The organism is Streptomyces sp. PsTaAH-124, assembly GCF_000373685.1.
GTDB classification, from domain to species: Bacteria; Actinomycetota; Actinomycetes; order Streptomycetales; family Streptomycetaceae; genus Streptomyces; species Streptomyces andamanensis.
In genome coordinates, this window is record NZ_KB892170.1 from 30,908 (window position 1) to 42,495 (window position 11,588).

The window sequence follows — 11,588 nt, forward strand, 5'->3', positions numbered from 1 at the left end:
TGTGCCGTCAGATCCCGTCCGGGACCACCGTGGTGCCGGACGGAGTCCCGGCGAAGACGCCGCGCAGCAGCGCGTGCGGGACCCGGCCGTCGACGACCTGGGCCCTGGCGACCCCGGCCCGTACGGCGCGCAGGCAGCCCTCCATCTTGGGCAGCATGCCGGCGGCGAGCCCCGGCAGCAGCGCGTCCAGCTCACCGGCCGTCAGACGCCCGATCACCTCGGTGCCGTGCGGCCAGTTCGCGTACAGGCCCTCGACGTCGGTCATCACCACCAGCCGGTCCGCCCCCAGCGCCACGGCCAGGGCCGAGGCGGCGAGATCGGCGTTGACGTTGTAGACCAGGCCGTCCTCGCCGCGCGCGACGGGCGAGACCACGGGGATGCGGCCCTGCTCCAGCAGCGTGTCGATCGTGGCGGCCTCCACGGCCACGACATCGCCGACCAGGCCGATGTCCACCGGCCTGCCGTCCACCCAGGCGGGGCGCCGCACGGCGGTCATCGTATGGGCGTCCTCGCCCGACAGGCCCACGGCGAACGGTCCGTGGGCGTTGATGGCCCCGACCAGTTCGCGCTGGACATGGCCGGTGAGCACCATCCGGACGACGTCCATGGTCTCCGGCGTCGTCACCCGCAGCCCGGCCTCGAAGCGCACCTCCAGGCCGAGCCGGTCGAGCAGGGCGCTGATCTGGGGTCCGCCGCCGTGCACGACGACGGGCCGCAGGCCCGCGTGCCGCAGCTCCACCAGATCCTGGGCGAACGTCCGGTGCAGGGACGGATCCACCATGGCGTTGCCGCCGAACTTCACGACGACCGTGCGGCCCCGGAGCTCCTCGGGCCACGGCAGGTCCCGGCCGCCCGGCGCCGGGGACGGCACCGGCCTTGCGGCCGCCCCCGCCGTCCTCGTCGTTCCCGCGGCCTGCGCCGTACTCGGCTCCGTCATCTCCGCCCCGTTCACGAGCTGTACGCCCTGGGCGCGGGGAGAGGGTGCCCCACGCCGATCTCCCGCTTAGCTTAGCCTAACCTAAGCGGTATCGACGGCGCCGGGCCTCGGCGCGCGCGGGCTAGGCCCGCCGGTCGAACTCCGGTACCACCGTGAGCAGTTCGGAGACGTCCGACCCGACGGCCAGCTCCCGCGGCTGCGCACCCCGCCGGAACAGCCGGGCCGGACGCTCGCCTCCGACCGCGGCGCGGCCGTCCGCCACCCGCAGCCAGGAGCCCTCGCGCAGCCCCAGGACCGGCACGTCGTTCTCCTCCAGGAACTCCGTCAGCCGCTCCTCGCGGGTCTCGCCCTTGTGCGTGGAGCGCGGGTCGGGGTCCAGGTAGTGCGGGTTGATCTGGAAGGGGACCAGGCCCAGCGCCTCGAACGACGGCGGCTGCACGATCGGCATGTCGTTGGTGGTGCGCAGCGTGGGCGCGGCCATGTTGGTGCCCGCGCTGGCCCCCATGTACGGCAGCCCGCCGCGCACCGCGTCCCGCAGCGCCTCGCGCAGTCCCGTCCGGTACAGGGCGCTCAGCAGCCGGAACGAGTTGCCGCCGCCGACGAACACGGCGTCCGACGCGGCCAGTCGCGCGAGCGGGTCGCCGCCCTCGTGCACCCCCCGCACCTCGATCCCGGCGTCCGCGAGCGCGCCGCGCACCTTGGCGGTGTACGCGTCGTGGTCGGCGAGCGCGTACGGCACGAACGCCAGCCGCGCCCCGGCGGGCAGGAAGCCGGTCACGGTGTCCAGGGCGTGTTCCAGGTAACCGCGGCCGTACTGGGTGGAGTTGGACAGGAGCAGCAGATTCACGGGGTGTTCCTCATCGAAGGGACGCGACGCGGGTGCGACACGGGTGCGACGGTGGTGTGCGGGTCAGGCCGGGCGCGCGGCGCGCGGCCTGCGGTGGTGCTGCGGCGGGTGCGTCAGGCGCCGCTCCAGGAGCCGGGCCGCGCGGCGCAGCGCGTCGAGGCGGTCCTCGGGCCCGTCCGGGAAGCGCTCCTTGGCGGCGCCGAGGCTGAGGCTGCCGTAGGGCTCGGCGCCGAGGAAGACGGGCACGGCGACGGTGCCGATCCCGGCGTCGTACTCGCCCACGGTCCAGGCGTACCCCTGCGCGCGCACCTCGCGGAACTCGCGCTCCAGCCGGTCGGGGTCGGTGACCGTGCGCTCGGTGAAGCGCGCCATCGGGCGGCTGCGGAACAGCCGGTGGCGCTGCTCGTCGGGGAGGAAGGCGTAGTACGACTTGCTGGTGGCGCCCGCGTGCGCCGGGTACAGCTCGCCGACCAGCGGGTAGTAGCGCAGCGGCCCCTCCTCGCCCTCGACAGCCGCCACACAGCGCATGTGGAAGCTGTCCGGCAGACAGAACAGCACGGTGTCGCCGGTCGCCGCCCGCAGTTCCTGGAGCATCGGTTCCGCCAGCAGTTCCAGGGAGCCCGAACGCTCCCACAGCCGGCCCAGGCGCAGCGCGGCCGGGCCGATGCGGTAGCGCCGGGTCGCCGGGTCGGAGACCAGGAAGCCGCGGCCCGCGAGCGTGGACAGCAGCCGCTGGGCGACCGAGGTGTCCCAGCCGAACTCGCCGGCCACCTCCGTCACCCCCCAGTCGGGCCGGGAGCGCTCGAAGGCCAGCAGCACCAGCAGGGCGCGGTCCACGGTCTGCAACGCCCCGGCCGGGGTCCTGCGGTCGGCGGGCTGGCCGGACCGGCCGGGCTGGTCAGGCCGGCCGGGCCTACCGGGCTGATCGGGCACGGACGGCTCCTCTCTCTCGCTCGTCCCTCGCTTGCCGTCTCCTCGCCGCGCCGGACGACGTGTCTCGCCATCCAGACGCGTATTGCAGATAACGGGAAACAGTTGCGGAGAACGTTAACGGATCCCGAACCTGCTGTCAGCACCGCCCCGGGTGCGGATCAGGAGAACTGCCCATGTTGAAGTACGTCCTGGACCTCGTCGAGCTGCTCGACGACCCCGACGTCGACGGCAAGCGCGTCGCCGCCCATCTCGACACCTTCGCGGGTCCCGAGGGCTCCGGCGCCCAGGTCACCACCGTCACCGGCGAGCGCGGCTCGACGGACTTCGTCCTCGTGCGGATCCCCGGACGCAACGGCCGGGCCGGCGGCGGCACGGCCCGCACCCTCGGCGTGGTGGGCCGCCTGGGCGGCGTCGGCGCCCGCCCGGAGATCACCGGGCTGGTCTCCGACGCGGACGGCGCCGTCGCCGCGCTGGCCACCGCCGCCAAGCTGCTCGACATGCGCCGCCGGGGCGACGTCCTCGACGGCGACGTGGTCGTCGCCACCCACATCTGCCCGAACGCCCCGACCGCGCCGCACGACCCGGTCCCGTTCATGGACTCGCCCGTCGACATCGCCACCATGAACCGGCACGAGGTCACCGCCGACATGGAGGCGGTGCTCTCCATCGACACCACCAAGGGCAACCGGATCATCAACCACAAGGGCCTCGCCCTGTCACCCACCGTGAAGGAGGGCTGGGTGCTCCGGGTCAGCGAGCAGCTGGGCGAGCTGCTCGCCGTGGTCACCGGTGAGCCGTTGGTCACGTACCCGGTGACCACCCAGGACATCACCCCGTACGGTAACGGTGTACACCACATCAATTCGATCCTTCAGCCGGCCACGGCCACCTCCGCCCCGGTCGTCGGCCTCGCGGTGACCTCCGCCGCGGCGGTGCCCGGCTGCCAGACGGGCGCGAGCCACGAGGGCGACATCGCGGCGGCGGCCCGGTTCGCCGTCGAGACCGCGAAGGCGTACGGCGGCGGCCGCCTGGACTTCCACGACGAGGCCGAGTTCGCCGCCCTGGTCGCCCGCTACGGCCCGCTCGCCCACCTCCAGACCCTCGGCAACGCCCCCAGGGAGTCGTGACCATGGCCACACACGAGAACACGGCCGCGCCCCCGCAGGAGGGCGGCGCCAGAGCCGTCGGCAGCGACGACTACGCCCTGTCCCGCGTCCCGCGCGACAAGCGGCTCGGCTTCTGGACCATGCTGCTCCAGTGGCTCGCCCAGTCCGGCTCCATCTCGCAGTTCACCCTCGGCGCCACCATCGGTGTCGGCATGTCCTTCGGCGACGCGTTCTGGGCCTTCACCCTGGGCGCGGTGATCCTGGAGGTGGTGATCTTCGCGATCGGCCTCGCCGGGATGCGCGAGGGCCTGGCGACCCCGCTGCTCACCCGCTGGGCCGGCTTCGGCCGCAACGGCTCGGCCCTGGTCAGCCTGGTCATCTCGATCAGCCTCGTCGGCTGGTTCGGCGTCCAGAACACGATCTTCGGCGACAGCGTGTCCTCGCTGGTCGGCGGGCCGTCCTGGCTGTGGTGCGTGGTCGCGGGCATCGCCATCACCGTCCTGGTGATCTTCGGCTTCCGCTACATGGCCGTCTTCGCCAAGATCGTCACCCCGCTGTTCTTCGCGATGGTGGCCTGGTCGGTCACCGACGCGCTCAGCGAGCACTCGCTGTCCGAGCTGATCCACTCCCCGGCGCCCGGCCAGGCGATCCCGCTCTCCGTCGCCGCCACCGCCATCGCGGGCGGCTACATGACCGGCGCGATCGTCTCGCCCGAGATGACCCGCTACAACCGCAAGGGCAGCCACGTCTTCTTGCAGAGCGCCTCGTCGATGATCCTCTCCGAGTACATCGTCGGCCTGACCGGCGTGCTGCTCGGCCACATGGTCGGCAACGGCCAGGTCTCGCAGATCGTGCTCTCCACCTCCGGTGTCTTCGGCGTCCTGGTCGTCCTGATGTCCACGGCGAAGATCAACGACTGGAACCTGTACGGCTCCTCGCTCGGCGTCGTGAACTTCTTCCAGGTCGTCTTCGCCAAGCGCCTGCACCGCGGCGCGGTCACCATCGTCCTCGGCATCGCCGGGACCGTGCTGTCGGCCATCGGCATCATGACCCACTTCACCGACTTCCTGTCCGTGCTCGGCGTCGCCATCCCGCCGGTGGGCGGCATCATCGTCGCCGAGTACTGGGTCGTGCGCCGCATGCGCGCCCCGCTCGACGCCACCCGCGACGCCGGGACCCTGCCCGCCACCTCACCGACCTGGGTTCCCATGTCCCTGGTCATCTGGGCCGCCGCGTTCTGCGTCGGCAAGTTCTACGACGGTGGCATCCCCGCCCTGAACTCCCTGCTGACCGCCTTCGTCCTCTACGCCGCCCTCGGCCTCGCCGGCTGGATCCGGCCGTACGGCACCACCACCGTCGAGGACCAGCCCGGCGACACCGGCACCACGACCCCGGCCGCCGCCGGCCCGGCCCCCGTAGGAGCACCATGACCAGCACCGCCCCCGCCCTCGTCCCCGCCTCCGACGAGGCGCAGCAGGAAGTCGTCGACCTGTGCGCGGAGCTGATCCGCTTCGACACCTCCAACCCCACCAGCGACGAGCGCGCCTGCGCCGACTGGGTCGTGGCCCGCCTCGCCGACGTCGGCATCGCCTCCGAACTGGTGGAGAGCGCCCCCGGCCGCGCCAACGTCATCGCCCGCATCCCCGGCACCGACCCCGCGCGCGGCGCCCTGCTCGTCCACGGCCACCTGGACGTCGTACCCGCCGACGCCGCCGAATGGCAGGTCCCGCCGTTCTCCGGCGAGATCCGCGACGGCTACCTGTGGGGCCGCGGCGCCATCGACATGAAGGACACGGTGGCCGTCATGCTGGCCACCGCCCGGCACTTCGCCCGCACCGGCACCCGGCCCGCCCGCGAGATCGTCCTCGCCTTCCTCGCCGACGAGGAGGCGGGCGGCAGGTTCGGCGCCCACTGGCTGGTCGAGCACCGGCCCGAGCTGTTCACCGGCGTCACCGAGGCGATCGGGGAGGGCGGCGGCTTCAGCTACGCCCTCGACGACACCCGCCGCCTCTACCCGATCGAGAACGCCCAGCGCGGCATGGCCTGGATGGAGCTGACGGCCACTGGACGCGCCGGGCACGGCTCGTCGCCGAACACCGAGAACGCCGTCACCGACCTCGCCGAGTCCCTCACCCGGATCGGCCGCCACACCTTCCCGGTCCGGCTGATCGCGCCGGTGCGCGCCGTACTGGAGGAGGCCGCCCGGCTCCAGGGCGTCGACGTCGACCTGGACACCGAGAACGCCGAGGACCTGGAGGCGGAGCTGGCCAAGCTGGGCCATGTCGCCGACTTCCTCCAGGTGGTCCTGCGCAACTCGGCCAACCCGACGATGTTCTCGGCGGGCTACCAGACCAATGTGATCCCGGGCCGCGCCACCGCCCGCGTCGACGGCCGCTTCCTGCCCGGCCACGAGCAGGAGCTGATCGACACCGTCGACGCGCTGCTGCTGCCCTCGGTCTCCCGCGAGTGGGTCAACCACGACATCGCCATGGAGACGTCCTTCGACGGCCCGCTCGTCGACGCCATGTGCGCCGCCGTACGCGCCGAGGACCCTGACGGTCATCCCGTGCCGTACTGCAACCCCGGCGGCACCGACGCCAAGGCGTTCACCAAGCTGGACATCCGCTGCTTCGGCTTCAAGGGCCTCAAGCTGCCCCACGACCTCGACTACAGCCGTCTGTTCCACGGCGTGGACGAGCGGGTGCCGCTGGAGGGACTGCGCTTCGGCGTACGGGTGATGACCCGGCTGTGGCAGGACTGCTGAACCGGCCACGGCACCCCGGACAGCCCACGGCGGCCCGGTCCCGCGTACGGCGGGGCCGGGCCGCCGCGCACCCGGATCCGCGCGGCCCGCGCCCCGGCCTCAGTCGTTCGGCGTAGCAGGGCGCACCGGGCGCCGGGACGGCCACAGGGCTCCAGGGCTCCAGGGCGTACGCCCGCGCCGCCCGCGCCCCGCGCCCTGCCTGGGAGACTGCCGGTGCGCCGGGGCCGGATCCGGCAGACCATGTAAGGGACCGGAAGCCCCCGAGGTGCGTCTATGGAGAGCCAGCTCTTTCCGTTCGCCGACAGCATGGCCGGCGTCGTTCTCGACGGGCGGGGCGTCGTCGTCGGCTGGACGCCGGCCGCCGAGGACCTGCTGGGCCACCGGGCCGAGGACGTCTGCGGCCGGCCCGTATGGGGCCTGCTGCGGGACCCGGACATCCGGCCCGCGCCCCCACCGGACCGCGACAGCGGCGGGTCCTGGTACGGCGAGGCCGTGCTCCGGCATGCCTCGGGAAGCGAACAGAAGGTCGTCTTCCGGGTGCTCCCCCTGAGCGGGGACGAGAAGAGCGACGAGGGGGCCGAGAGGGCCGAGAGGGCCGAGAGGGACGCGAGGGACGAGGGGGCCGGGGCGACGGACAGCGGGAAGGCCCGCTGCCTGGTCCTGTGCGCGGCCGCCGCGGAGGTCTCCCACTGGCGTCAGGACCGCGCCCTCACCCGGGGACTGTTCCGGCAGGACCGGGTGGGCCTCGCCGTCTTCGACGACCGGCTCCGGCTGATGCGCACCAACATCCACTTCCTGCCGTACACCGGAGTCCCGCCCGACCTCACCGGCCAGACCCTGGGCGGCTTCCTGATGCCCGAGGACGCCGCCGAGATCGAACGGAACCTGGGCCGGGTGCTGGAGACCGGCCGCCCGCTGGTCCGCTGCGAGGTGCTGGCGCGGACGCTGGACGACCCGCGCGGCGGGGTTGTGATGGACCTCTCGGCGTTCGGCCTCCAGGCGCCGGACGGCCGTGTGATCGGACTGACCGCCCTGTTCACCGACATCACCGAACTGCACCGCTCGCGCGCCCGCCTCGAACTCCTGCACCACGCCACGGCCGCCGTCGGGGGACTCCTGTCCGTCACCGGCACGGGCGAGGAACTGGCCGCCGTCCTGGTGCCCGACCTGGCCGACACCGCCGTCGTCGAGATCGCCGACGCCGTCTTCTCGGGAGCCGAACCCGCCGTCGGACCCGACGGCAGGCTCCTGCTGCGGCGCACCACCGCCACCCGTGACGGCCTCACCGTCAGCGGCGCCGTCGTGGCCGCCCGCGAGGAGACCACCGACCCCGGCGCCGCCGCACCGCCGGAGCTGACCGCCCCGCTGCGCGCCCGGGGCATCCTCCTCGGCCATGTCACGGTACGGCGCGCGCCGCACCGGGGCGCCTACGAGGCCGCCGACCTGGACCTGCTGCGCGAGATCGCCGCCCGCGCCTCCCTCGCCCTGGACAACGCCCGCAGCTACACCCGCGAGCACCGGGCCGCGGTCGGCCTGCAACGCAGCCTGCTGCCGCCGTCCGAGGCGGGCAACGCCGCCGTGACCACGGCCGGTGCCTATCTGCCCGCCGACTCCTCCACCGGCGTCGGCGGCGACTGGTTCGACGTCATCCCGCTCTCCTCGGCCCGGGTCGCCCTGGTCGCCGGTGACGTCGTCGGGCACGGTCTGGGCGCCAGCGCCACCATGGGCCGGCTGCGCACCGCCGTCCGCACCCTCGCCGACCTCGATCTGGACCCGGAGGAACTGCTCGTCCACCTCGACGACCTCGTCGCCGAACTGGTCGTCGAGGACGGTGAGCCGGAGGGCGCCGAGTGGCGGCCGCTGGCCATCGGCGGGACCTGCGTCTACGCCGTCTACGACGCGGTGTCCGGGCGGTGCGCGGTCGCCTCCGCCGGACACCCGCCGCCCGCCGTGGTCGACCCGGACGGCCGGGTCACGTACGTGCCGGTCAGCCCCGGCCCGCCGCTCGGCGTCAGCGGAGTGCCCTTCGAGGCCACCGAGGTCGAACTGCGGCCCGGCAGCATCCTGGCCCTGTGCACCGACGGCCTGCTCGAAGAGATCGGCGGCGACCTGGACGGCGGGATGGCCGAGCTGGCCCGGCGGCTGGCCGGTGCCTGCGCCCCGGACCTGCCCCTGCGGGAGGCGGTCGCCGAGGTCGTGGCCGACCTGCCGGCGCACGAGCTGGCCGACGACGTCACCCTGCTGCTCGCGCGCACCCGGCGCGTCCCCGCGGCGGACACGGCCGTCTGGTCCCTGGAGGCCGACCCGGCGGCGGTCGCCAAGGTGCGCGAGCTGGCGAGCGGACGGCTGCGCGAGTGGGGCCTGGAGGAGCTGGTCTTCACCACCGAGCTGGTGCTCAGCGAACTGGTCACCAACGCCATCCGCTACGCGGGCGGCCCCTTGCAGGTGCGGCTCATCCTCGCCGAGTGCCTGACCTGCGAGGTGTCCGACCCGAGCGCGACCCAGCCCCGGATGCGCCGGGCCCGGCTGACCGACGAGGGCGGCCGCGGCCTGTATCTCGTCGCCCAGCTCACCACCCGCTGGGGCAGCCGCTACACCCGCCACGGCAAGACCCTCTGGGTGGAACAGGACCTCCCGGCCGGACTCGCCGACGACCCGTCCCCCGGCCGGGGGCGGGGACGCGGCCGGGGCCGGGGCTGATCCGGCGGAGGCCCGGACCTCGATCAGCGCCGTACGTGCCGCCGTACGTGCCCGCGAACCCGCCCTGCCGCAGCGCGCGGACGGCGGCCATGCCACGGCGGGGGAGCGGGCGACCGCCGCGTACCGTCAGCCGGTCTGGATGAGGAACCGCTGGTCGGCCGCGCCGGTACGCCGTTCCTCGACCGCCTCGGCTCCCGTGGCGACGTCGTTCGCCGTGATGCCGATCCTTCAGAACACCGTCGCGTTCAGAACACCGTCTCGCTCAGAACCCGACGGCGGCCCGTGCGCGCAGGTGGTCGCGGGTGACCTTGGTGATCTCGTGCCAGAACGGCGCGGCGGTCAGATAGAGACCCAGTGTGCTGAGGATGCCCAGGGAGACGTCCACGCTGATACGCCCCTGCCGGGCCCAGTACACGTCCTTGAGATCGAGCAGCAGGGCGAACTCGTCGGCGATGAGCGCCGAACCCGCGCCGTACGCGGCGCCCAGCGCCGGGTGGCCGACGTAGGCCCGGTCGCCGCGCACGGCCACCAGCCCGACACCCGCGAGTGTGGCGATACCGAAGTTGTAGTGGTGCAGATGCGTCCCGCCGGTGGAGATGTTGCCCCAGGGCAGCCAGCCGCCCCGGATGCCGTGGGTGATCAGCCGCACGGTGCCGAAGGTGCAGCCGAAGCCGAGCCAGGCCGCCATGAGCGAGCGCTGGGTGGGGACGGTGTGCTCGTCGAGCACCCGGCGCCAGCGTGTGCGCAGAGGCAGCCGGTCGCCGTCGGCGTACCGAGCCGTGGAGGCTGAGGGCATTCTTCGCTCCTGACCGTCGCCGGGTGACCGGGTCCGGGCCGACTGACGTGTCCGGACACCGGCCAGACCTACCACCGGGCGGGCGCGCTGATGCCCATGCGTCCCCCGGACGGCGCAGGGGCGGTCATGCACCGACGCGGGGCGGGGAAGGGGCGGCCGGGAGGCGGAGGAGAAGGATTCATCATTTTGATTGCGCAACTGAGGAACTGACGGGCCTTCGGGTCCGTTGACCGTGGTGGATTCGAGAGTGTGAGCAGTCGCGGAGGACGTGGATGAGCGTGACCCTGACCAAGGGCGGCAATGTGTCGCTGAGCGAGCGGGCCCCGGGTCTGACTGCCGTGTCGGTCGGGCTGGGCTGGCAGGCGGACACGGGATACGAACCGGACGCCAGCGCCCTGCTGTGCGACAAGTCGGGAAAGGTGCCCTCCGACGAGTACTTCGTCTTCTTCAACAACCTGACCAGCCCGGACGGTTCGGTCCGCCATGGCGGCAGCGGCGGCCCCGTCGGCGAGGACGGCCAGCGGATCGAGGTCGACCTCACGCGGGTCCCCGCCGAGATCGAGAAGATCGTCTTCCCGGTCTCCCTCTACGAGGCCGCGGGCCGCGGCCAGTCCTTCGGGCAGGTACGGCGCGCGCACATCCGTGTCCTGGACCAGTACAGCGGCACGGAACTGGCCCGCTACGACCTCGCGCCCGGCGGCCTGTCCGCCGAGACCGCGCTCGTCTTCGGCGAGCTGTACCGACACGGCGCGCAGTGGAAGTTCCGTGCGGTCGGCCAGGGATACGCCTCCGGGCTCGCCGGTATCGCCACCGACTACGGCGTGGGCGTCCTGGAGGAACCGCCCCCGGCCCCGGCCCCGTCTCCTTCTCCGGCTCCGGACCGGGCCGCGTACCAGGCGCCTCCGCCACCGGTGCACACGCCGCCCGCTCACGTTCCACCGGCACCCACGGCACCTGCGCCGACACCGACCCTCTTCTCCCCGGCCGCCCCGGCGGCGGCAGTATCACCGCAACCCTCAGGGAGTTCCCCCGTGACATGCTTCTTCGACCCCCACCACGGCCCCGGTGAGACGACCGTGACCTGGTCCCCGCAGTGGGGCGTGCCCCGGCCCGTGCAGGTGTGCGGCGGCTGCGCCCAGCGGGTGCAGAGCACCGCGCCGCCCTTCTACACCCCGCCCCAGCAGGGGTACCCGCAGACCGGTGCGCCGCAGGGCTATCCCCAACAGGGCTATCCGCAGCAGGGGTACCCCCAACCGGGTTACCCCCAGCAGGGATATGGTCAGCCGTACCAGGACCAGCACGCACAGCAGCAGGGCGGCGGCCGCCGCTTCGGCACCGGTGCCCTCATCGGCGCGGGTGCGGCCGGTCTCGTCGGCGGCGCCCTGCTGAACGAGGCGTTCGACGACGACGAGCCCGACGTGGTCGTCAACAACTACTACGAGGACTGACCGGGCGACGGTCCCGGTCCCGTGCCCCGGCGGCGGGGGAAGCGGGTCCGCCCGCGG

Annotated in this window: 9 protein-coding genes; 5 read left to right on the forward strand and 4 right to left on the reverse strand. The window is 73.4% G+C overall.

Annotated elements, in window-relative coordinates:
* Window positions 1–7: 7 nt before the first annotated feature.
* The 3 genes from argB to B086_RS40160 form a co-directional block, all read right to left on the reverse strand.
* Window positions 8–937, reverse strand: a complete 930-nt coding sequence (gene argB, locus B086_RS0117660; RefSeq protein ID WP_078531127.1) for an acetylglutamate kinase — start codon at window positions 935–937, stop codon at window positions 8–10.
* A gap of 121 nt (window positions 938–1,058) precedes the next feature.
* Window positions 1,059–1,784, reverse strand: coding sequence for a dipeptidase PepE (gene pepE, locus B086_RS0117665; protein ID WP_018567759.1), 726 nt, complete (start codon window positions 1,782–1,784; stop codon window positions 1,059–1,061).
* Between the two features lie 63 nt (window positions 1,785–1,847).
* Window positions 1,848–2,630 (reverse strand): IclR family transcriptional regulator, encoded by a 783-nt coding sequence (locus B086_RS40160; RefSeq protein WP_018567760.1) that lies wholly within the window; start codon window positions 2,628–2,630, stop codon window positions 1,848–1,850.
* Window positions 2,631–2,890: 260 nt separating this feature from the next.
* Between B086_RS40160 and B086_RS0117675 the strand changes: the two genes are divergently transcribed.
* The 4 genes from B086_RS0117675 (at window position 2,891) to B086_RS40165 (ending at window position 9,287) form a co-directional block, all read left to right on the forward strand.
* Complete coding sequence (locus tag B086_RS0117675; protein WP_018567761.1) at window positions 2,891–3,844, forward strand: DUF1177 domain-containing protein; 954 nt, start codon at window positions 2,891–2,893, stop codon at window positions 3,842–3,844.
* A gap of 2 nt (window positions 3,845–3,846) precedes the next feature.
* Entirely contained in the window at window positions 3,847–5,253 is a 1,407-nt protein-coding gene (locus B086_RS0117680) for a cytosine permease (RefSeq protein WP_018567762.1), read from the forward strand.
* A complete protein-coding gene (locus B086_RS0117685; protein ID WP_018567763.1) occupies window positions 5,250–6,587 on the forward strand; it encodes a M20/M25/M40 family metallo-hydrolase in 1,338 nt (445 codons plus the stop codon). The genes B086_RS0117680 and B086_RS0117685 overlap by 4 nt, the downstream gene beginning before the upstream one ends.
* Before the next feature lie 273 nt (window positions 6,588–6,860).
* Entirely contained in the window at window positions 6,861–9,287 is a 2,427-nt protein-coding gene (locus B086_RS40165; protein ID WP_018567764.1) for a SpoIIE family protein phosphatase, read from the forward strand.
* Between the two features lie 262 nt (window positions 9,288–9,549).
* Here B086_RS40165 and B086_RS40170 read toward each other — a convergent pair whose 3' ends face one another.
* A complete protein-coding gene (locus B086_RS40170) occupies window positions 9,550–10,083 on the reverse strand; it encodes a hypothetical protein (protein WP_018567765.1) in 534 nt (177 codons plus the stop codon).
* A 272-nt stretch (window positions 10,084–10,355) separates the two neighbouring features.
* Here B086_RS40170 and B086_RS46100 point away from each other — a divergent pair, with 272 nt between their 5' ends.
* The gene (locus tag B086_RS46100) at window positions 10,356–11,531 is read left to right on the forward strand and encodes a TerD family protein (RefSeq protein ID WP_018567766.1); all 1,176 of its coding nucleotides are present in this window, start codon (window positions 10,356–10,358) and stop codon (window positions 11,529–11,531) included.
* Window positions 11,532–11,588 lie beyond the last annotated feature (57 nt).